We start from the raw sequence: 19,576 nt of genomic DNA on the forward strand, positions 1-19,576 counted from the left end.
CTGCTACGCGAGCGGCGCGTCGTCGTCGACGACGTAGTGACAGCCCGTCGACTCCGCGTTCTCGCTCGCGGCTCGAGCGATCAGCAGGGCCGTCACGCTCGCGTTCCTGAGTTCGTAGAGATCCCGGGCCGTTCGGGTACGGGTGTACGCGTCGACCTCGCCCTTGAGCCGTCGGAGAACGGCGCTCGCACGGGCGACGTCGTCCGGATCGCGCTCGAGGCCGAGGTGCTCGTCCATCGTCCGCTTCAGCCGGATCGACTTCTCGGTGGCGAAGCGCTCGGGCAGGTCCGGGTCGCCGTTACGCAGGTCGGGTACCTCGACGGTCTCGGGTTCTGCCTCGAGATCGACGGCATCCGCACCCGCTCGCAGCCCCCAGACGAGTCCCTCGAGCAGGCTCGTACTCGCCAGTCGATTCGCGCCATGAACGCCGGTTCGGGCACACTCGCCGACGGCGTACAGTCGATCGAGCGAGGTTCGCCCGTTCTCGTCGACGTCGATTCCGCCGCACAGGAAGTGCTCGCAGGGCGCGACGGGGATCTCGTCGCCTTCGATCCCGCGGTCGCGACACGTCTCGGCGATCGCGGGATACTCGGTCTCGAACTCGCGTTCGAGCGTGCTCACGTCCAGGTCGACCTCGCCCGTCTCCTCGCGTTCTGTCTCGACGGCGCGGGCGACGACATCCCGCGGAGCGAGATCACCCTGCGGATGGTAGTCGTTCATGAACCGTTCGCCGTCCCGATTGCGGAGGACGGCTCCCTCGCCGCGCAGGGCCTCCGAGAGCAGGAACGGATCGTCGCCTGCGTACGCCGTCGGATGGAACTGGACGTACTCGAGATCGGCGACTTCGGCCCCGGCGAGCGCGGCCATGGCGATCCCGTCGCCGGTCGCGTCGTCGGGATTGGTCGAACGCGTATAAAGCGCTCCGATGCCGCCCGTCGCGAGGATCGTCGTCCCGGCGAAGATCGCCTTTCCGGTGGATTCCTCGTCGCTCACGACGCCGTGAACGCGCCCCTCGTGCGTGATGAGCTCGAGCGCGGCGGTGTCCTGGCGAACCTCGATGCGGTCGTGCGCATCCAGATAGCGCAGGAACGGGCGCAGAATGTGCGTTCCAGTCGCGGCGTCGACGTGGAGGATCCGGTACGCCGAGTGGGCTGCCTCGCGCGTGTAGTCGAACTCGCCGCCGTCGGTCTCGTCGAACCCGATCTCGAGCGTCTCGAGCAACACGTCCTCGACGGCGTCGTCTGCGTTCTCGACCAGTACGTCGACCGCGTCCGGATCCGCCGTGCCGTCGCTGGCTGTGAGGATGTCCTCCTTGAGGCTCTTCGGGTCCCCGCGCGTCGTCGAGATGCCGCCCTGCGCCCAGTCGGTGCTGGCGTCGTCGGGACGCTCGGCCTTGGTCAGAAGCAACACCTCGGCACCCTCGCGTGCGGCCGACAGGGCGGCTGCACAGCCCGCGATGCCGCTGCCGATCACGAGTACGTCCGCGAGTTCGTGGTCTGTTGTGTCAGTCATGATCGAGGGTTAGATCTCGAGCATCCGTTCGAGAGCGAGGCCCGCGAGTTCCTTCTCCTCGGGGGCGACCTCGATCACGTTGCGTTCGCGGCCGCGGACGAGTTCCTCGAGCACCCAGGTGAGGTAGTTCGGGTCGATCTGGCGCATGGCGTTGCAGTCCATGCAGGCGTCGCCGCACAGCGGCAGGACGTTCACCTCGGGATGCCAGCGCTGGAGGTGCTCGGTAAGGTGGATCTCGGTGCCGATGGCCCACGTGTCGCCGGGATCGGCCGTTTCGATCGTCTCGCAGATCGCCGCTGTCGAACCGGCCTCGTCGGCGGCCTCGACGACCTCGCGTCGGCACTCGGGGTGGACGATCACCTTCGCGTCGTCGTGCTCGGCCCGGATCTGCTCGATGTGCTCTACGCGGAATCGCTCGTGGACCTGGCAGTAGCCGTCCCAGAGGATGATGTCGCTCTCGGCGACCTCGTTGGCATCGCCGGACACAGTCCGGCTGCTCGAGGTGTGTCGCGCCTCGCTGTCTTTCCCATCGGAATCCCACGGGTCCCATTCGGCGATCCGGTCTTCCATGCCCATCCGGTGGGCGGTGTTCTCCCCGAGGTGCTTGTCGGGGAGGAAGAGGACCTTATCGCCCCGCTCGAAGGCGTACTCGAACGCCTTGTGCGCGTTCGAGGAGGTACAGACGAGTCCGCCCTGACTCGCACAGAAGGCCTTCAGATCCGCGTAGGAGTTCATGTACGTGATCGGAACGATGTTCGCGTCCGGCGCGGCGGCGGTGATCTCGGCCCACGCGCTGTCGACCTGGAGCGCCTCGGCCATCCCGGCCATCGGACAGGAGGCCTCCATGCTCGGGAGGATGACGGTCTGGTCGTCGTCGGTGATGATATCCGCGCTCTCGGCCATGAACGTGACGCCGGCGAAGATCACGTACTCGGCGTCCGCGGCGGCGGCTTCCGTCGACAGTTGATAGGAGTCGCCGACGAAATCGGCGTGCTCGACGATCTCGCGTCGCTGGTAGTTGTGGCCGAGGATCACGACGTCGTCGCCGAGTTCCTCGAGTGCCGCTTCGATGCGTTCGGTCCGTTCTCCCTCCTCGAGTTCCCGGTAGCGGGGCGGTAACTGCTCGAGGGTGTCGTATTTGAACAGACTCAGTTCGGTATCCAGCTCCGTCGTTTCCATTGTAACCATTCTCCGTCACCTGTGGTTGACTACACATCACAGGCCGCTATTGAATAACTTTTTCCTTCGATACCCGGAACTGGGGGAATACCATCGATTTATACGACGATAGAAAACGAATTACCGGTTGTTGGACTCTACCGACAGATTCCGGTCGGTGACTGTCGCGTGAGCGTTGACTACATCCTTTCCGCTGGAGCCCGTAGCGTCGATATGGCGCTTCAGGATACATTCGCACACTTCACGCGGCGAGACTGGGAGCGGGACGCGCCCGAGGGAACGGTGCGGCTCGCCCTGGTCGGCGTCGGAGGCTTCGCTCAGAACCGCGCGTTGCCGGCCATTGCTAACGGAACGTACTGCGAGGCGACGACGCTCGTCACCAGTTCGCCCGATCGAACGCGATCCGTCGCCGAATCGTTCGACGTTCCCCACGTCGTCGACTACGACTCGTTCCTGGCCGGTGACCACGCGGAGACGTACGACGCGGTTTACGTCGCGACGCCGAACGCCACCCACGGTACCTACGCTATCGCCGCCGCAGCGCACGGCAAACACGTCATCTGTGAGAAACCCCTCGAGACCGATCTCGAGGGCGCTCGAGGGATCGCCACCGCCTGTGACGACGCCGACGTGACGCTGATGACCGCCTACCGCCTGCAGGTCGAACCGACGGTGCGGCGAACGCGGGAACTCGTTCGCAACGGCGTCATCGGCGACGTCGTCCAGGTCCACGGCGGCTTCTCGCATCCGCTGTTGGAACACGCCGGTCCCGAAACGTGGCGACTCGATCCCGACCTCGCGGGCGGGGGCGTGCTGGTCGACCTCGGCGTCTATCCGCTGAACACGATCCGGTACCTTCTCGACGCCGATCCCTCGGGTATCTACGCCACAACCCACTCGAGCGGTGAGCCGTTCGACGCGGTCGACGAGCACGTCGCGTTCCAACTCGAGTTCGAGAGCTGCGCGACGGCATCCTGTACCGCGAGCTTCGACGCTCACGCAAGCAGCCGCCTCGAACTGGTCGGCACCGAGGGCATGATCTCGATCACCTCGCCGTTCGGCGGCGTCGTCCCCCAGGAGATGGTCGTCGAGAGCGGCGACATGCGCATGGAGTACACGGGTCCGTCGGTCGATGAGGTCCGCGAGGAGTTCGATTACTTCGGCTACTGCGTGCTGACGGGCACCGACCCGGAGCCCGATGGCGAGGACGGGATCGCGGACCTTCGGGCGATCGAGGCGGCCTACGAGTCCGCGGAGACGGGGTGTCGGGTCGACCTCGAGTGAGCAGCGACCCGGTCGTGGATCATAGAGCAACTCGCCGGTCGGCGTCGACCCTCGCTAGATCGCCGACACGAGTCCGATCGCCGTCATCAGCGCTCCGATCGCCATCCAGACGACCGCCGGCTTGGCCAGCCGTCGGGCGGCCACACGCTGTGAGGAATCCGCGACGACGAAGGCCGGGGCGTCCGGCCCGCCCTCGACGACCGAACTGACGTCGCGCATCGTTTCCCGCGCATCCACGTCGTAGCGAGACTGCCCGAACACGTACGCCTCCTCGCCCGGATCGAGCCGCCGTTCGTGGTATCGCCTGTCGTTTCCGGTCGCGATCTCGACGACGCCGATATCGAACGACGTGTTCTCGGACTCGAGATCGGACTCGGTCTCGAGGAACTCCCTGATCGGCTCCGGTTCGGCCTCGCCGCCGTCGACCTCGATTGTCGTTTCCGTCGAAAGCGCGAGGTCGGCTCCGGCCGGCTCGACTCGGACGCTCGCGGTGGCGTCCTCGAGCCTGAAGGGGACCCCGCCGGCTCCCTCGTCGACCGTCGTCCACGAGGAGTGTTTCCCGCTCGAGCGGTACTCCTCGACCTCGTACTCGTAAACCAGACACTCCGTCCCAGTCAGCGGCCCCCTAACCGTTCCGCCGACGGCGCTCGCCGTCCCCTCGAGTTCGACGGGCCCCTCGGCTCGTTCGATCGTGACGATATCGTCGGTCCCGCCGCGGTAGACGTGATAGGCGGGCCGGAGCTTCCAGCACCCGGCTGCGACGAGCGCGACGCCGACTACAGCGAGTATCACACCGAGCATCGATCGAACGTCGCGGCTGGAGCCGATAATATTGTTGGTTTTCGAACACCACTGGCGAAACCGGGTGGGCCGCGCCGTCGACGGAACACCGACCGCTCCCCGCAGCGCACGCTTTTCGGGTCGTTCTCGTTTCGTACGACCGGCGTTGCGCTGCTCACGCGACGCGGCCGTCGAAGACGATCTCGCCGTCGACGAGCGTCATCGCCACGTCGATCTCGTCGATCCGAACGGACTCCGCCCAGGGCGATTCCTCGAGCACTACGAGATCCCCCCGCTTGCCGACCTCGAGCGTGCCGAGTCTGTCCTCGTCGAAGCCGGCGTAGGCCGCGCCGCGGGTGTACGCCCGTAGTGCCTCGGTGACCGACAGCCGCTGTGCCTCGGTCGGTGCGTTGACCGCGTGGTGGATCCCCAGCAGGGGATCGAGCGGCATGCAGTCCGAGCCGAAGGCGAGGGGCACGCCCGCCTCGAGCACCCGCCGGAAGCGGTTCGTTCGGCTCCGTCGCTCCCTGCCCAGCCGCTGGTCGTAGAGCCCACCCTCTCCGGCCCACTGGTGGAAGTTCGGCTGCATCGAGGCGACGATTTCGGCTTCAGCCATGCGCTCTATGTGCTCGTCGGTCGCGAGTTCGACGTGTTCGATCCGGTGGCGCGAGCCCCCGGGATCGCTCGTGGTTTCGAAGGCGGACAGCGCCTCCTCGATCGCCGCGTCCCCGATGGCGTGGGCGGTTAGCTGGAATCCCGCGTCGTCGACTCGGTCGACGATCTCCTCGAGTTCCGCGGGGGTGATGACCCACTCGCCGTCGGCGCGCTGCGCCGACGAGGCTCGCGACCCGCCGGATCGCTCACCGCTGTCCTCCGGGTCGGGGCCGACACCGCCGCTCGTGTCGAGGTCGACGCCGTCGGTAGTCCAGTCGGGATCGCCTCCACCGTCGGGTTCGTACGGCTCGAACAGCTTCGCCGTCCGGGATCCGATACTCCCGTCCGTGTAGGTTTTGATCGCGCCCGTCTGCACGCGGTCGCTGCCGCCGTTCGTTGTCAGCCCCACCTCGAGTACGCTCTCTAGGTGATCGATCCAGTAGTTGATCCGCACGCGCGTTGGCAGGTCGCCCGCCGCCTCGAGGTCGCGGTACACTCGCGGAGAGCGGGAGTTCCGGACCATGTCGTGGACCGCGGTGACGCCCGTCGAGGCGGCGTGCTCGAGACCGGCGGTGACGAGGTCCAGGGTTTCGTCGTAGCCGGGAGAAATGTGCGAACGGACGGTCTCGGCCGCGTCTTCGACGACGACGCCGGTGGGCTCGCCGGTCGCCTCCGAGCGCCGAACGTCGCCCTCGGGGAGATCGTCGGCGAGACGCTCGAGGGCGACCGAGTTCAGCGACGCGGCGTGCATGTCGATCCGCAGGGCGACGACGGGGCGCTCGGTGCTCACCCGATCGAGGTGCTCGCGCGTGAGGTAGGCGCGGTCGTCACCCTCCCACTCGCTTTCGTCGTAGCCAAAGCCCTGAATCCACTCGCCGTCCGTTTCGTCGGCGCGCGCGGAGAGGCGTTCGACGCAGCCCTCGGAACCGGTCGCGTCCGAGAGGTCCGCGTGGACGAGGAACCGGCCCGTGTTTTCGACGTGCGTGTGGGCGTCGATGAAGCCGGGCAGGACGACTCGGCCCTCGCAGTCGATCACGTCGGTTTCGACGCCCTCGAGGAACTCGATCTCGTAGGTGTCGCCGAGGCGAACGATCTCGCCGTCGCGGATCGCGACCGCCTCGTGGACGGTGTCGGGTTCGGTAAGCGTGTGGACCGCCCCGTTGATCAGCAGGCGGTCGGCGGCGTCGGTCATGTCAGAGAGCCCACGAGCGAGCGACAAAACGATTGCGGCGAACCGCGTCGAACGTCGTGGATACGGCCTCTCGGTCGACGACGGTTCACACGAATCGAGGCTAACGTTTAGTATGTTAGATATCGTATCATTCGTATGCTCTCGCACGAAAACCGCGTCATTCTGGGATCAATTATCCTGTCGGTGCTCGCTGTTCTCGGAGCAGTCGTCGTCGACACCTATCTGGTGATTTCCCTCGGTGCGAACCCCGTCCTCTCGTTTCTCGTCTTCGGCGGCATCGTCGTCGTCGTCCCGCAACTGTACCTCGCGGTCACCGACGAGGACGTCTCTCCTCGGAGCAGAGTTCGCTTCGCCGTCATCGCGACGGGCGTGTTCGCAGTCATGTTCGCCAGAGACGCGGCGGCACTCGAGAGCCGGATAATCCTCACGGTCGGCGGCGGCGCGTTCGTCGGCCTCGTCTGCTACGAGTTCCTCGCCGGCTACCGGGCCTCGAGTGACGATCCATCGGCCCGGCCCCAGTGACCGACGTCGGTCCCGTGAGAATCAGCAACCCTTAGGACCGGCCGCTGTCTTGGCCAACGTATGACAGACCCCGAGGACCTCGTCGAGCGGGTGCGCGAGGACGACCTTCGCATTCACGAACTCGAGGACCACGCCGACCACGACACCGCGGTCGAGGCCCGTCGGCTGCTGATCGAACGCGAGACCGGGACCGACCTAGAGACGATCGGCGACTACGGCTTCCCGGCGGAGGCGGCGGATTCCACCATCGAAAACATGATCGGCGCGGCCCAGATCCCGATGGGCGTCGTCGGACCGGTCGCCGTCAACGGTGAGGAAACCTCGCCGAACTCGCAGAACTCGGCGAGCTCTGCGAACGACGGCGGCGCGGCGAGCGGCGACTACTACCTCCCGCTCGCGACGACCGAGGGCGCGCTGCTCGCGTCGGTCAACCGCGGGCTCGGCGTGATCCGAACGGCCGGCGGCGCCGCTGCTCGCGTGACGAAAAACGGGATGACCCGCGCCCCGGTGTTTCGGGTCGAGGGCGTCGTCGAAGCCGCGGAGACGGTCGAGTGGGTTACCGAGAATTTCGAGGCGCTGCGGGAGGCCGCCGAATCGACGACGAGCCACGGCGAACTGCTCGATGTCGAACCCTACGTCGTCGGCGACTCGGTCTACCTGCGATTCGCCTACGACACGAAGGACGCGATGGGGATGAACATGGTCACGATCGCGACCGGCGAGGCCTGCGAGATCGTCGAAGCGGAGACGCCCGCCTCCCTCGTCGCGCTTTCGGGCAACCTCTGTTCGGACAAGAAACCCGCCGCCATCAACGCCGTCGAGGGTCGCGGCCGCTCGGTGACGGCCGACGTTCTGGTCCCCGGCGAACTCGTCGAGGAGCGCCTGCACACCACCGCGGACGCCATCGCCGAGGCGAACACGCGCAAAAACCTCACCGGCAGCGCGAAGGCCGGCAGCCTGGGATTCAACGCCCACGCGGCGAACGTCGTCGCCGCCGCCTTCCTCGCGACCGGACAGGACGAGGCGCAGGTCGTCGAGGCCGCGAACACGATCACGACGATGGACGCTCGCGAACGCGAGGACGGTACCACCGACCTCTACGCCAGCGTTTCGCTGGCATCGCTCGAGGTCGGCACCGTCGGCGGCGGGACGAAGCTCCCGACCCAGAGCGAAGCGCTCGAGGTGCTCGACCTTCGCGGGGGCGGCGACCCGGCGGGGTCGAACGCCGACGCACTGGCCGAGATCATCGCCGTCGGCGCGCTCGCCGGCGAACTCTCCCTGCTCGCGGCGCTCGCCTCGCGGCACCTGGCGAGCGCTCACGAAGACCTCGGACGCTAAGGGAGCGGAGACGATCGCCGCTCGACGCAGTTGGGACGACCGCCCCTCAGCCGACAAGTTCGCGGTTCTCCGCTCGAGCGCGAACCGTCACAAGCGCGATGTAGGACCCGCTCGCGACGAGCAGGGCCAGTCCACCGAGCACCTGCGGCCCGCTTACGGCTACCGTGACGAGAAGCAACCCGATCGCCGCGACGCCGTTTGCGAAGGCAAGGTCCCGTCGTCCGTACGTGCCGTGGAGGACGGCGACGGCGGCGAACGTCGCGGCGAACGCGGCCGTCGCCAGCATCGCCGCGTCGATTCCGAAAATCGTCTCGTTGATGTACCTGTTGTACCCGAAGAAGGCGAGGGCCACGACCGTTCCGACGCCGATCGCCGTCCCCTGTGCGTCTACCGTGTCGTCCATCTGCTCGCCATTGTCCCGCTCGATGCAAAGCCCTGCCGTTCGCCGCCTCCCGGTCGACCTGGCGTTGAATCCCGTTCACGTTCCGTAAGTGGCAGATACGCGTACATGAATAACAGCTCGTTTTTAGGCGATACGAAAAATTGTTCGATAATTGAAAAGATATAAGGGTATTCCGCTCGAAGTGAGACTCGTAATGAGCACACAGAAAACCGTTCGTCAATCCGCAGGCACCGTCGAAGAAAACGCGCTGCGACTCGACGAAGAGAAGGCGGAACAGATTATCGACGCGCTGAACACGGACCTCGCGGACGCGTACGTCCTCTACCACCAGCTCCACAAACACCACTGGAACGTCGAAGGTGCGGAGTTCCTCGACATCCACGTGTTCCTTCAGGAGGTCTACGAGGACGTCGAGGCGGCCGCGGACGACCTCGCCGAGCGGCTGCAGGCCCTCGGCGGCGTTCCGCACGCGAGTATGACGGCACTCGCGGAAGCGGCGACGATCGAACCGGAAGACGAGGACGTCTACGACGTTCGGACCTCGCTGTCGAACGATCTCGACCTGTTCGGCGACGTCATCGAGAGCTACCGCGACCACATCGAACTCGCCGACGGACTCGGCGATTACGCCACGGGTGAGATGCTCCGCGAACAACTCGAGACGATCGAGGAACACGCCCACCACATCGAACACTACCTCGAAGACGACACGCTCGTCCTCGAATCCGCGACGAAATAGCCTGCACTCGCCGTTTTACTCACTCGATATCCGGCGCTTTTTCGTCCGTCCGTCCCGGAAGCTCGAGTTCGATCTCGAGTTCGGGCTCCCCGACCCCGTCGAACTCGAGTTCCAGATCGAGGGGTTCACCGAACGCGAAGGGAAGTTCCCAGTCGTCGGTGACGATGGTGAGGTCGTCGCCGTCGCGGAGCTGTTCGCCTAATTTGATCAGAAACGTTCCGACTTCGGCCGCGTCGAGTCGGTATTCCTGTTCGAACTTCCGGCCCGATCGGATCGTCGTTCGTTCGTCCGCTCGGTCGTCGTCTGTTTCGGGAGTCATTTTCGGTGTGGTGTCTCGATGTGGTCACCGAACGATAGCGATAGTCACGTCGCTCGCGATCCAGCCGTCGGTGTTCCCCGATTCGAGGAAGATCGATCTCTCGGGACGGCTCTCACAGACTGCGATTTCGGGAGCGTGACTCGGTTCTCGTTCGAAGCCAGTCTCGGCGTGTGACCGGGTGCTAACGGTCATCACCGTGGTTTAGGCGGGCCTAAAGAAAAAGCGCTCGGTCTCGGGTGAGGGCTCGCGCCACGACCGAACCGTCGGCAGACGCAGACGGTGACGGCTCGGACACCTACCGGGACGACCCGTCGGCCGTCGGCGGATCGACCGACCGGGTCGGCGACAGGAGAACGGTTTCCAACCGCGCCACGACGGCCGGGCTGATCGTTCCGACGAGAGTCGCGGCTTCCCCACGGTGGTCGTCGATGTCGAGCACCTCGTCGAAAAAGCGACAGATCGTCTCGTACCTGTCGAACAGCTCTTCGGCCTGTTCTCGGCCGTCCGGCGTCAATCGGACGCCCACGTACGGCTCGTAGTCGACGAGCCCGCGCGTCTCGAGGCGCTGGACCATCTCCGTCGTTGCGGCGGGCGACCGACCGGTCGAATCCGCGATCCGTCCGGTCGATATCGGCTCGCTGGCAGCCGCTGTCAGTTCGTAAATCGTGAGCAGATAGTGATTTATCTTCGACATGAGTGGGTGTCGGATGGGCGCGGTCGGTTCGCAGCCTCGCCGCGATAACGGGTAACTCGTCCGTTCGTCCGCAACTCCGGTCCGTCCCCGAATCGCTTCTAAGCGACTCGAGGTGATTGCGGCCGTCACGGATCGTCACCCCGACCATTTTAGGTAACCCTAAAACAACCAGCGTTAAGTATTTTAGGTAACCCTAAACCTTGCGTCGAGACAGGTTCGGACAGTACCGCACAGCACCGGAGTCGATCGACAGCAAATACGGGCCGAGGCGGTTTACAGCAGTCGATACCGGCCTCGGTTCTCACTCGCCACGCCGCGTCTCGTGAGTTTCTCGAGCGCGTCTCGGACGTACTCGGCCGACACACCGCGTTCGCCGGCGTATTCGATGACGTCGTCGTCGGTCGGCCGCTCCAACTCCGCGAGCGCCCGTTTGACGATTTCCTTCTTGCTCCCGCTGCGATTCGGTTGGCGCTGATCGCGGTCGCCGGCCGCCTCGACTTCCTCGACGTCCAGCCCCGATTCCTCGAGGTACTCGTCGTCGTCGACGACGCCGTCGGCCACGTCCGCCTCGAGGGCATCGAACGAGTCCAGTTTGGCGAAGGCTTCGCCCTCACCCTGCCGGTTCGCGAGCATCGAGGCGCGAACGTCGCGGGCGTGGCTCGCGTCGTCGGTCGTGACGAACTTCTTGCGCTTCTCGTAGCCCCGGCGAGAGCCACAGCGGGGACACTGGGTCGTCTCCGAACGACCCTCGATGATCCAGAGGTTCGAGCACTCGCTACAGCCGACGACGGCGTACATGTCTCGGAATGCACGCGGCTGGTAGTTCAACCTTCGGCACGTGGAGCGGAAGTGATCCGGTTCGTCCACTGGGGAGCGACGCGCGGAGTGGGTGTGAACGCATCGCACGAGTTCCGAAAACTATGAGGCGCGCTCTCACATCTCGTCGGTATGGAACGCGTTTCCCTGTCAGACCTCGAGCCGTCCGAAGCCGCCGACGGCGTCCACCTGGCGCTGATGGCCGGCGTCGACTCGATGAACGTCCAGCACTTCGAAATCGCGCCCGACGCGGTAGTCGACGAGCACGAACACCCAAACGAACAGACGGGCTTCATCTACGAGGGCGAACTGGTGTTCCTCGTCGAGGGCGAGGAGATCGTCTGCGGTCCCGGCGATTCCTACGCGATCCCGGGCGATCAGCCCCACGCGGCCGAGAACCGCGGCGAGGAGACCGTTCGCGGCGTCGATATCTTCGCTCCGCCGCGAGCGAACCCGAACTGGCAATCCGAATAGCGCCGTTCAGTACCGCTCCCCGTCCTCGTTCATCGACTATTCACTTACGAATACCACGGAGTTATATTCCCCGGGTAGCAAGGTCAGCCGATGGCTACCGAGTCAGGGGCACCCGAGTCGTGGGGAGTCAGTCGAATAACTGGATACCTCGAGCGATTGGGGCCGACGTGGCTCGCCGGGGCGATCGCGGCGGGGCCGGCGACCATGGCCAGTCTGCTGGTCGCGGGAGCGAGCTTCGGCTACGCACTCCTGTGGGTCGTCGTCCTCTCGGCGATCCTCGGGACCGTCGGCCAGTACCTCGCGATGCGGCTCGGACTGCTCACGGCAGCCGGACTCGTCAGCGTCGTCGAAGATCACCTCGGTTCGTTCTGGGCCTGGGTACTCGTCGTCGACGCCGTGTTGGCCGCGGGGCTCGCCCAGCTCGTGATCATGAAGACGGTGGCGGACGTGAGCGCAACGATCGCCGGCAGCGCGGGCGTCGGAATCGCGGCCCTGAGCGACCCTCGCCTCTGGGGCGTCACCTGGGCGCTCGTTCTCGCTCTGGGGATCGCCGGCGGCGGCTACCGCCTCGCCGAAGTCGGCGCAAAGTTGCTCGTCTCGTTCGTCGTGCTCGCGTTCGTGGCCTCGGTGTTCGTCGTGCCGATCGATCCGGCTGCGGCGGCCTCCGGCCTGGCTCCCGAGATTCCGGCCGGCGTCGGCGGCGCGGTCGTCGCCGCCGGAGTGCTCGGCGGCGCGGTCCACATCACGCTCCTGACGATGCAGAGCTACACGATGCGCGCTCGCGGCTGGACCGAGGACGATGCGGGTCTCGCGACCTTCGACGTCGCGAGTTCGATGCTCGTCGCCTTCGGAATCTTCAGTCTCGCAGTCTTCCTCGTCGCGGCGAGCGTCCTTCCCGAAACCGGCGTCGATCCGGCGACGATCACCGCGATCCAGGCCGCCGAGGCGCTCGGTCCAGTCGCCGGCGAGTACGCTACCTGGCTGTTCCTGTTCGGGCTCCTCGGTGCGGCCGTCTCGACGCTCGGCGGGAACACGATCGTTCCCCCCTATCTGCTCGCGGACAAGTTCGGCTGGGAACAATCCGTCGACGACCCGCGCTACCGGTTCGCCGTCGTTACCGTCGCGCTCGTCTCGGCCGTCGGTGCCTTCCTCGAGGGCGCGTTCTTCGAACTCCTCGTGCTCGTGCTCGCCTTCGGACTCGTCGGTACGCCGTTCGCGCTCGCCGTGATCCTCTACCTGCTGAACGATCCCGACGCCGTTCCCGAAACCAATTCTCGGATCGCGAACCTCGGCGGCATCGTTCTGTTCGCCGTCGCGACCGTCCTCGCGGGCGAGTTCGTCCTCGAGGAGCTCGAGACGGTCGCCGAACCGGCGTCGGCGTTCGTCGTCGCCTTCGCGGTCGCGATGGCGCTGGCAACTGTCGGACTCGCCGGCAGGTACGTTCGGGAGCGTCTCGGTACCGCCTGAGCTTGCGCTCCGTACCAATCTTCAAGCCGCCCGAGATCGAGTTCCCACCCATGCCGACACTCGAAAACGACGCGATACGTCACCGAGGAGGAGTGGGACACCGTCCTCGAGGTCAACCTCAAGGGCGCGTTCCTCTTCACTCGAGCGGCGTTGCCCCACATGTACGAGCAGGGCCAGGGCAACGTCATCAACATCTCCTCGGGGCTCGGTCGGCAGGCGATGGCGGGCGCGGGTAGCTACGTCGCGTCGAAGTGGGGACTCGAGGGGCTCACTCGAACGACCGCCCTCGAGAGCGAGGAGTACGGTGTCAACGCGAACGCGCTCGCTCCGGGCGGCCGGGTCGATACTGACATCTGGGCGCACCTGCCCGCGGAGGAACGCGAGCGAATTCTCGATCCGGACGTGATGGACGACGCGGCCGTCCTCCTGGCCGCACAGGATCCTGGCGGCGTTACCGGCGAATCGAGGACTGCAAACGAATGGGAAACGCGCCTCGAGTGAACGAATCCGAATTAACCGTATGTCTCGAGCGAATCCCACTCGCGTCGCATCAGTTCGCGGACGCCGTGCTCGAGGATGCCCTCGCCGAGCGAGGTCGCCCGGTAGTAGGAGTACAACCCGTCGGTATCGGGGGCTTTGCGCTTTCGATTCTCGACGAGGCCGACGTCGATGAGTTCGTCCAGGTGGTAGTGGAGCACGTTCGACTGCACCTCGAGACGATCGCGCAACTCGCTCGCGCTCCGTGAGCCGTCCTCGACGAGCGCGTTCAGGACGCGAAACCGCGTCTCGTTGCCGATCGAGCGCTGCATCTCGAGGTATTCTTCCAGACTCAGGATGCTGTGTTCGGGCAGCAGTTCGTCCCCGAACCGTCGCGTCGAACGCTCGGACTCTGCCATACGTCCCTTTTGAACCGGCCGTTGCTTAAGCGTTCCTTGAGTCAGTCATCGCTGAAACGGCGTACATTTATATGGTGTGCGCGAGCAGCCGGCGTATGCGCGACCGAATTATCGACGAACTCGGCGATCTCCCTCGCTCACGATTTCTGGTGTACCTGATGGGGCCCTACCAGGCGTTCGACGTCGAGCGGGCGCTCGAGGACGTCGATCCCGAGGCGATCCCCGAATCGGTCGACTTCGGAACGCTCGTGGGCTCGGAGCACGACCTCGAGCGCGACGAGGCGGCGCTGGATCTCCTCCTCGAGGTTCGTGACCGACTCCGAACCGAAGCGGGCGTCAACGCCTTCCTCGCGATCGACGTCGACGTTCCACTCGCGGAAACGGACGCCGCAACGCAGAGCATCGAATTCGCCCGCGCGAGCAACGCCGTGGTGTACGTCGTTCCCGCCGCGGGTGACAACCTCGGCGTCGGGATCGAAGTCGGTGCCGTCCTCGAGGCGTTGTTCGACGACGAGACGCCCGCACACCGTCAGGAACGCGTCCTGTTCGTCCACGAATCGGGCGTTCGAAGCGCGATGATCGCCGCCGTCCGAGACCGCTGGGAGGCGCGGATCTACTCGTACGACGACCGCGAGGAGCTGACGCGCCAGCTTCGGCTGTTCGTCCGCGACCTCGTTCGAAAGGAACGAATCGGCGAGTTGCCGCGACTCGAGTAACCGGTATCGCGGTGGCGTTACGCCAGCGACTTGCGCATCTCGACGTGTGGAATCCCGGCCTCCTCGAACTCCTCGCCGTAGCGTTCGTAGCCGAGCCTGCGATAGAAGCCGGCGGCGCGCGTCTGCGAGTGGAGCGTGAGCGATTCGAGGCCCCGCGCCCGCGCCCGCTCCTCGACGGCGTTCATCACCGCGCGACCGATCCCGTCCTCGCGGCGTGACTCGAGGACGGCGACCCGTTCGACCTTGCCGACGCCGTCTTTCGGCTCGCGAAGTCGGGCGGCACCGATCGGTTCGTCGGCGTCGTACGCGACGAAGTGGGTCGCGGTTTCCTCGTGCTCGTCGTACTCGAGGTCCTCGTCGACGCCTTGCTCCGCGACGAACACGTCCTGTCGAACCTCGAAGACGTCCTCGCGCTCGCGTTCGGTGTCGACGACGCGAATATCGATCTCGTCCATGACGAAGCCGTAGGCGTCCCGGTCGTGAAACCGTTACTCTTCGCCGAACCCGTCCGTTCGCGATCGAATTCCGCTGAGACGGGAAGCTCCGGACCGCCGCGGGGTGGTCGTTTGTCGACCGGGGAACCGTAGCGGCTCTCTCGAGCGAGCAGTCGGCGGGATCTCGACTCAGCCGAAAAACGCACCTCCCATTCTGCCGGGACCGGTGTCGTCGTCCCCGTCGTCCGGTCTCGCCTCGTCGTCCGCCGCTTCGTTCGCCTCGAGGTAGTCCGCGAGTTCGTCCGCGTAGATGGCGACGACCGTCCGGGTTTCGTCGTCCTGGATCGCGAACGCCTGGACGATGTAGTTGGGGACGTCCGACGACGACTCGAGCGTTCCGGCGTAACTGGCGATCGCCCGCAGTTCCGCCGCCGAGTGGTCGTCGAATCGTTCGATGATGAAGTCCGGTACCGTGTCATGTGGTGTCGGTGGTGTTGGCATACACTCCCGATCGAACCCGATATAGATAACGTTCGCTGATTATTTAGATTTCTGACTAATTATCTAAATGTATTATAGCGCGTAATATTTAGAATATCGTCGATTCGCGACTCGGGAGCCGTGCGTTCTTTCGAAAGATCGACGAACCGCGACCAGCGGGGACACCGTTCGTGATCGATACTGTGCCGCGGATTGAGGGAGAACCGGTGGCCGTTGGACCTCCACCGCCGATTCGTCCGCGAACTCGATCAGATCCGCGGGGACGTCCCGCTCCCGCTGAAAATCACAGTCGTAAACCTATTCAGCGAAGTTGCTTTACGTCGCCTTCCGCTTTCAGTAGTACGCAGAGATGGAGCCCGAATCAAAACCCACCTGGTCCACTCGCTCGGATCCAGAGCGAGGAGCCGAATCGGGAACGGTGTCCTGGTTCGACCCGCTCTGGTACCGACGGGCCTGGGTCGCTGCAGCGGTGCTCGTTCTCACGTCGCTCGGCTGGATGCATTTCGAGATCGGTGGTGCTCGGGCCACGCTCGTCTTCTCGAACGTGGTCCTTACCGGTAGTGCAGTGGCGGCAACCGTCTTTCTGGGCGTCTTGACCGCCCGGAGCGAGTCGCTCGATAAACTCGGATGGGGACTCACCACGGCCGGTATGGGATTCTTTGCAACCGGCGAACTCTCGTGGATGCTCTATGAACTCGGGCGGGGCGGGGTTCCGTATCCTGGCGTCCCTGATTTCTTCTATCTCGGCGGCTACCTCTTCGTTGCAGTTGGATTGCTGGCGATCGCCACGACGCAACACCGTGCGAGGTCGGCGCTCCGAATGAGTCTCGACGGGCTGCTCGTCGCGGTTGCACTGCTCACGATCAGCTGGCACTTCGTGCTCGAGCCGATCCTGGCGGTCAGCGACGTCGATTCCTACACGATGTGGGTGTCCGTGGCGTACCCGGTACTCGATATCGTCGTCGGTTCGGTTGCGTTTATCGTCGCGGCGAACGCACGCGGTTCGCGTCGCATCCCGATCACGCTCATCGCGTCGGGAATTTTCGCATGGGCGTTCGCCGACAGCATGTTCGCCTACCTGTCGTTCAACGACGGATACGTCCACAACGAGTTCGATACGATCTGGCTCGTCGGTTATCTGGCGGTCGCGCTGGCCGCAGTTCAACTGGCAGCAACGATGCCGCCGGCTACGATCAATCGCAGCCGATACGAGCTCTGGGAAACGATCGCACCCTATGCACCGTTCCTGATTGCGATGGGCGTGACGGGCTACACTGCATCGGTCGGCACTCTCGACCAGGTCGGTCTCGGTCTCGGCGTAGTGGTGTTACTTAGCCTGGTCGCCCGCCAGTCGTACATCTTTTACGACACGTCGGTCTTGAGCGGCCGACTCGAGCGAAACGAGGCGGCGCTCTCGCGTCGAAACGAAGAGTTGCTGCTTCTGAATCGAATCGTTCGACACGACATCCGGAACGACATGGCGGTCGTCCTCGGCTGGGGCGAGGAACTGAACGCACGTGTCGACGCGGACGAACGCGTGATGCTCGAGCGAATGCTGGATACGACGCGACACACGATCGAACTTACCGAAACGTTGCAGCTATTCACCGAAGCCTGGGACACGGACGGCGAACACGACCTGGAGTCGATCCCGCTCAGAACGACCCTTCTCGAGACGCTCGCCCGTCGGCGCGAGACGTACGCGGACGTCGAATTCGTCGTCATCGGCACCGTTCCCGACGTCGATGTTCGGGCGAGCCCGCTCCTGTCGACGGTATTCAGAAATCTGCTGAACAACGCGGTCCAGCACAACAACGCCGACGAACCGCGCATCGAAATCAGCGCGGATCTAACCGAGGAAACGGTGACCGTCCGAATTTCGGACAACGGACCGGGGATCCCACCCGCCCAGCGTGATGTCGTGTTTGGCCGCGGCGAGAAGGGGCTCGAGAGCGACGGATCCGGGGTCGGCCTGTATCTCGTGGATACGCTCGTCACGCAATCCGGCGGCGACGTGTGGATCGATTCGAACGAGGTGGGTGGTGCCGTCTTCACCGTGGAACTACAGCGCGAGTCTACTGAACCCGACGGCCGCGAGCGCACGTCGTGATTCCGCGCGGAGCTTCGTCAATACTACGCGTTGACACCGATCCGAGATACGCGTTGACAACGGATCGAAACGCGCCCGATAGCACTCGAAGCGTTCACTGATCGAGCGTCAGCGCCGACTCGGTACGAGCGGATCGAGAACGCAAAAACGATCGACCGCGTGAACGACCGTTCGATATTTCGGTGGCGGAGCCCCAAACGAACGAGAAGCGCGCGTACGCTGGCTCCTCGAGAGCGTCAGAGCGCCGTGGTTCCGACTGCCCGAAAAGCTCTCTACGAGAGCTTTTCGATGTTGTTGACGACTTCCTCGGCGTACTCGCTGGTGGCGAGTTTCTCGGCGCCGTCGAGCTGGCGCTCGAGGTCGTAGGTGACCTTGCCGGAGGAGATGGTCTCCTCGACGGCGTCGCGGACGAGGTCGGCGGCGTCGGACCAGCCGATGTACTCGAGCATCATGCGGCCCGAGAGGATCATGGCGGTCGGGTTGACCTTGTCCTGGCCCTCGTACTTCGGTGCGGAGCCGTGGACGGGTTCGGCCAGCAGGAGGCCGTCGCCGAAGTTGGAACCGGGGGCGATGCCGAGACCACCGATCTGCGCGCCGGCGGCGTCGGACATGTAGTCCCCGTTCAGGTTCATCGTGGCGATGACGTCGTACTGGTCGGTCCGGGTCAACAGCTGCTGGAGCATGTTGTCCGCGATGCGGTCGTTGACGACGAGCGTGTCGTCGTCGACTTCGCCGTCCTGTTCCTCCCAGAGGGTGTCCTCGGTGATGACCTCGTCACCGTACTCCTCTTCGGCGACCTCGTAGCCCCAGTCGCGGAACTGGCCCTCGGTGAACTTCATGATGTTGCCCTTGTGCACCAGCGTGACCGAGTCGCGGTCGTGCTCCAGGGCGTAGTCGATGGCGCGGCGGACGAGTCGCTTCGTTCCGAACTCCGTGATCGGTTTGACACCGATACCGACGGGGCCGTCGTGGATGACGTTGTCGGCACCCATCTCGCTTTCGACGAACTCCTTGACCTGCTCGACCTCGTCGGTGCCGGCTTCCCACTCGATGCCGGCGTAGACGTCCTCGGTGTTCTCTCGGAAGGTGACCATGTCCATCTGTCCGGGGTCTTTGACCGGCGACGGGACGCCGTCTAAGTGGTAGGTCGGGCGGACGTTCGCGTAGAGATCGAGTTTCTTTCGCAGCGCGACGTTGAGCGATCGGAATCCGGCACCGACGGGCGTCGTCAGCGGACCCTTGATGGCGACGCGGTGTTCTTTGATCGCCTCGACGGTCTCGACCGGGAGGTTCTCGTCGTACATCTCCCGGGCGGACTCGCCGGCGTAGACGCGCATCCAGTTGATATCGCGACCGGTCGCTTTCGCAGCGGCCTCGAGCACCTTCTGTGCGGCGGGGCCGACGTCGCTTCCGACACCGTCACCGTAGATAATCGGAATGATCGGGTTGTCAGGCACCTCGAGTTCGCCCTCGGTACCTTCTTTCAGCGTAATCTGCTCCCCGTCTTCGGGGACCTCGATCTTGTCGTAGCTCATCTCGTCTGTAC

The 19,576-nt window shown here is 64.9% G+C and carries 21 protein-coding genes and 1 pseudogene; 9 read left to right on the forward strand and 13 right to left on the reverse strand.

Annotated features, from left to right (window positions below; translation table 11 throughout):
* Positions 1–3: 3 nt before the first annotated feature.
* Positions 4–1,512 (reverse strand): L-aspartate oxidase, encoded by a 1,509-nt coding sequence (locus DWB23_RS06250; protein WP_121741979.1) that lies wholly within the window; start codon positions 1,510–1,512, stop codon positions 4–6.
* Positions 1,513–1,521: 9 nt separating this feature from the next.
* Complete coding sequence (nadA, locus tag DWB23_RS06255) at positions 1,522–2,700, reverse strand: quinolinate synthase NadA (RefSeq protein ID WP_121741980.1); 1,179 nt, start codon at positions 2,698–2,700, stop codon at positions 1,522–1,524.
* 204 nt (positions 2,701–2,904) lie between these two features.
* Here nadA and gfo6 point away from each other — a divergent pair, with 204 nt between their 5' ends.
* A complete protein-coding gene (gene gfo6, locus DWB23_RS06260; RefSeq protein WP_121741981.1) occupies positions 2,905–3,975 on the forward strand; it encodes a D-xylose 1-dehydrogenase Gfo6 in 1,071 nt (356 codons plus the stop codon).
* Positions 3,976–4,029: 54 nt separating this feature from the next.
* Here gfo6 and DWB23_RS06265 read toward each other — a convergent pair whose 3' ends face one another.
* Together DWB23_RS06265 and DWB23_RS06270 are read right to left on the reverse strand one after the other, a co-directional pair.
* Entirely contained in the window at positions 4,030–4,776 is a 747-nt protein-coding gene (locus DWB23_RS06265; RefSeq protein ID WP_121741982.1) for a GIDE domain-containing protein, read from the reverse strand.
* Positions 4,777–4,930: 154 nt separating this feature from the next.
* A complete protein-coding gene (locus tag DWB23_RS06270; RefSeq protein ID WP_121741983.1) occupies positions 4,931–6,601 on the reverse strand; it encodes an amidohydrolase in 1,671 nt (556 codons plus the stop codon).
* Positions 6,602–6,736: 135 nt separating this feature from the next.
* On the opposite strand from DWB23_RS06270, the gene DWB23_RS06275 reads away from it, so the two are divergent.
* A complete protein-coding gene (locus DWB23_RS06275) occupies positions 6,737–7,123 on the forward strand; it encodes a hypothetical protein (protein WP_121741984.1) in 387 nt (128 codons plus the stop codon).
* Positions 7,124–7,183: 60 nt separating this feature from the next.
* Positions 7,184–8,461 carry a hydroxymethylglutaryl-CoA reductase (NADPH) gene (hmgA, locus tag DWB23_RS06280; protein WP_121741985.1) on the forward strand — a complete coding sequence of 426 codons (1,278 nt, stop codon included), beginning with the start codon at positions 7,184–7,186 and terminating at the stop codon, positions 8,459–8,461.
* Between the two features lie 46 nt (positions 8,462–8,507).
* On the opposite strand, the gene DWB23_RS06285 is transcribed toward hmgA, so the two are convergent.
* Positions 8,508–8,864 (reverse strand): hypothetical protein, encoded by a 357-nt coding sequence (locus DWB23_RS06285; RefSeq protein ID WP_121741986.1) that lies wholly within the window; start codon positions 8,862–8,864, stop codon positions 8,508–8,510.
* A 193-nt stretch (positions 8,865–9,057) separates the two neighbouring features.
* Between DWB23_RS06285 and dpsA the strand changes: the two genes are divergently transcribed.
* Complete coding sequence (gene dpsA, locus DWB23_RS06290) at positions 9,058–9,603, forward strand: DNA starvation/stationary phase protection protein DpsA (protein WP_121741987.1); 546 nt, start codon at positions 9,058–9,060, stop codon at positions 9,601–9,603.
* A 19-nt stretch (positions 9,604–9,622) separates the two neighbouring features.
* On the opposite strand, the gene DWB23_RS06295 is transcribed toward dpsA, so the two are convergent.
* The 4 genes from DWB23_RS06295 to DWB23_RS06305 all read right to left on the reverse strand — a co-directional run bounded on the left by DWB23_RS06295 (position 9,623) and on the right by DWB23_RS06305 (position 11,414).
* Positions 9,623–9,922 carry an amphi-Trp domain-containing protein gene (locus DWB23_RS06295; RefSeq protein WP_121741988.1) on the reverse strand — a complete coding sequence of 100 codons (300 nt, stop codon included), beginning with the start codon at positions 9,920–9,922 and terminating at the stop codon, positions 9,623–9,625.
* Between the two features lie 24 nt (positions 9,923–9,946).
* Complete coding sequence (locus DWB23_RS22920; RefSeq protein ID WP_162989765.1) at positions 9,947–10,114, reverse strand: hypothetical protein; 168 nt, start codon at positions 10,112–10,114, stop codon at positions 9,947–9,949.
* A 103-nt stretch (positions 10,115–10,217) separates the two neighbouring features.
* Positions 10,218–10,616: a metal-dependent transcriptional regulator gene (locus DWB23_RS06300; protein WP_121741989.1), complete on the reverse strand. Its 399-nt coding sequence runs from the start codon at positions 10,614–10,616 to the stop codon at positions 10,218–10,220.
* Positions 10,617–10,889: 273 nt separating this feature from the next.
* Positions 10,890–11,414, reverse strand: a complete 525-nt coding sequence (locus DWB23_RS06305) for a DUF5817 domain-containing protein (RefSeq protein WP_121741990.1) — start codon at positions 11,412–11,414, stop codon at positions 10,890–10,892.
* Positions 11,415–11,564: 150 nt separating this feature from the next.
* Here DWB23_RS06305 and DWB23_RS06310 point away from each other — a divergent pair, with 150 nt between their 5' ends.
* The 3 genes and pseudogenes from DWB23_RS06310 to DWB23_RS06320 all read left to right on the forward strand — a co-directional run.
* Positions 11,565–11,906: a cupin domain-containing protein gene (locus tag DWB23_RS06310; protein ID WP_121741991.1), complete on the forward strand. Its 342-nt coding sequence runs from the start codon at positions 11,565–11,567 to the stop codon at positions 11,904–11,906.
* Between the two features lie 90 nt (positions 11,907–11,996).
* On the forward strand, positions 11,997–13,373 hold the full coding sequence (locus DWB23_RS06315) for an NRAMP family divalent metal transporter (RefSeq protein WP_121741992.1): 1,377 nt from the start codon (positions 11,997–11,999) through the stop codon (positions 13,371–13,373).
* 75 nt (positions 13,374–13,448) lie between these two features.
* Positions 13,449–13,874: pseudogene (locus DWB23_RS06320) on the forward strand (SDR family NAD(P)-dependent oxidoreductase); the annotation flags it as partial.
* A gap of 11 nt (positions 13,875–13,885) precedes the next feature.
* Here the strand turns inward: DWB23_RS06320 and DWB23_RS06325 are convergent.
* Positions 13,886–14,269 (reverse strand): winged helix-turn-helix domain-containing protein, encoded by a 384-nt coding sequence (locus DWB23_RS06325; protein ID WP_121741993.1) that lies wholly within the window; start codon positions 14,267–14,269, stop codon positions 13,886–13,888.
* Positions 14,270–14,364: 95 nt separating this feature from the next.
* Here DWB23_RS06325 and DWB23_RS06330 point away from each other — a divergent pair, with 95 nt between their 5' ends.
* Complete coding sequence (locus DWB23_RS06330; protein ID WP_121741994.1) at positions 14,365–14,985, forward strand: DUF7509 family protein; 621 nt, start codon at positions 14,365–14,367, stop codon at positions 14,983–14,985.
* 17 nt (positions 14,986–15,002) lie between these two features.
* On the opposite strand, the gene DWB23_RS06335 is transcribed toward DWB23_RS06330, so the two are convergent.
* Both DWB23_RS06335 and DWB23_RS06340 read right to left on the reverse strand, forming a co-directional pair.
* On the reverse strand, positions 15,003–15,440 hold the full coding sequence (locus DWB23_RS06335; protein WP_121741995.1) for a GNAT family N-acetyltransferase: 438 nt from the start codon (positions 15,438–15,440) through the stop codon (positions 15,003–15,005).
* A gap of 168 nt (positions 15,441–15,608) precedes the next feature.
* Positions 15,609–15,920: a hypothetical protein gene (locus DWB23_RS06340; protein ID WP_121741996.1), complete on the reverse strand. Its 312-nt coding sequence runs from the start codon at positions 15,918–15,920 to the stop codon at positions 15,609–15,611.
* Positions 15,921–16,269: 349 nt separating this feature from the next.
* Here DWB23_RS06340 and DWB23_RS06345 point away from each other — a divergent pair, with 349 nt between their 5' ends.
* Positions 16,270–18,030 (forward strand): sensor histidine kinase, encoded by a 1,761-nt coding sequence (locus DWB23_RS06345; protein ID WP_121741997.1) that lies wholly within the window; start codon positions 16,270–16,272, stop codon positions 18,028–18,030.
* Between the two features lie 272 nt (positions 18,031–18,302).
* Here the strand turns inward: DWB23_RS06345 and icd are convergent, their stop codons facing one another.
* The gene (gene icd / locus DWB23_RS06350; protein WP_121741998.1) at positions 18,303–19,565 is read right to left on the reverse strand and encodes an isocitrate dehydrogenase (NADP(+)); all 1,263 of its coding nucleotides are present in this window, start codon (positions 19,563–19,565) and stop codon (positions 18,303–18,305) included.
* Positions 19,566–19,576 lie beyond the last annotated feature (11 nt).

The sequence above is a fragment of the Natronorubrum halophilum genome, from assembly GCF_003670115.1.
In the GTDB taxonomy this organism is placed as follows: Archaea; Halobacteriota; Halobacteria; order Halobacteriales; family Natrialbaceae; genus Natronorubrum; species Natronorubrum halophilum.

Coding starts and splice junctions, on each gene's coding strand:
- DWB23_RS06250 (WP_121741979.1), bottom strand. CDS start 1,512: ATGACTGACACAACAGACCACGAACTCGCGGACGTACTCGTGATCGGC.
- nadA (WP_121741980.1), bottom strand. CDS start 2,700: ATGGTTACAATGGAAACGACGGAGCTGGATACCGAACTGAGTCTGTTC.
- gfo6 (WP_121741981.1), top strand. CDS start 2,905: ATGGCGCTTCAGGATACATTCGCACACTTCACGCGGCGAGACTGGGAG.
- DWB23_RS06265 (WP_121741982.1), bottom strand. CDS start 4,776: ATGCTCGGTGTGATACTCGCTGTAGTCGGCGTCGCGCTCGTCGCAGCC.
- DWB23_RS06270 (WP_121741983.1), bottom strand. CDS start 6,601: ATGACCGACGCCGCCGACCGCCTGCTGATCAACGGGGCGGTCCACACG.
- DWB23_RS06275 (WP_121741984.1), top strand. CDS start 6,737: ATGCTCTCGCACGAAAACCGCGTCATTCTGGGATCAATTATCCTGTCG.
- hmgA (WP_121741985.1), top strand. CDS start 7,184: ATGACAGACCCCGAGGACCTCGTCGAGCGGGTGCGCGAGGACGACCTT.
- DWB23_RS06285 (WP_121741986.1), bottom strand. CDS start 8,864: ATGGACGACACGGTAGACGCACAGGGGACGGCGATCGGCGTCGGAACG.
- dpsA (WP_121741987.1), top strand. CDS start 9,058: ATGAGCACACAGAAAACCGTTCGTCAATCCGCAGGCACCGTCGAAGAA.
- DWB23_RS06295 (WP_121741988.1), bottom strand. CDS start 9,922: ATGACTCCCGAAACAGACGACGACCGAGCGGACGAACGAACGACGATC.
- DWB23_RS22920 (WP_162989765.1), bottom strand. CDS start 10,114: ATGACCGTTAGCACCCGGTCACACGCCGAGACTGGCTTCGAACGAGAA.
- DWB23_RS06300 (WP_121741989.1), bottom strand. CDS start 10,616: ATGTCGAAGATAAATCACTATCTGCTCACGATTTACGAACTGACAGCG.
- DWB23_RS06305 (WP_121741990.1), bottom strand. CDS start 11,414: ATGTACGCCGTCGTCGGCTGTAGCGAGTGCTCGAACCTCTGGATCATC.
- DWB23_RS06310 (WP_121741991.1), top strand. CDS start 11,565: ATGGAACGCGTTTCCCTGTCAGACCTCGAGCCGTCCGAAGCCGCCGAC.
- DWB23_RS06315 (WP_121741992.1), top strand. CDS start 11,997: ATGGCTACCGAGTCAGGGGCACCCGAGTCGTGGGGAGTCAGTCGAATA.
- DWB23_RS06325 (WP_121741993.1), bottom strand. CDS start 14,269: ATGGCAGAGTCCGAGCGTTCGACGCGACGGTTCGGGGACGAACTGCTG.
- DWB23_RS06330 (WP_121741994.1), top strand. CDS start 14,365: ATGCGCGACCGAATTATCGACGAACTCGGCGATCTCCCTCGCTCACGA.
- DWB23_RS06335 (WP_121741995.1), bottom strand. CDS start 15,440: ATGGACGAGATCGATATTCGCGTCGTCGACACCGAACGCGAGCGCGAG.
- DWB23_RS06340 (WP_121741996.1), bottom strand. CDS start 15,920: ATGCCAACACCACCGACACCACATGACACGGTACCGGACTTCATCATC.
- DWB23_RS06345 (WP_121741997.1), top strand. CDS start 16,270: ATGGAGCCCGAATCAAAACCCACCTGGTCCACTCGCTCGGATCCAGAG.
- icd (WP_121741998.1), bottom strand. CDS start 19,565: ATGAGCTACGACAAGATCGAGGTCCCCGAAGACGGGGAGCAGATTACG.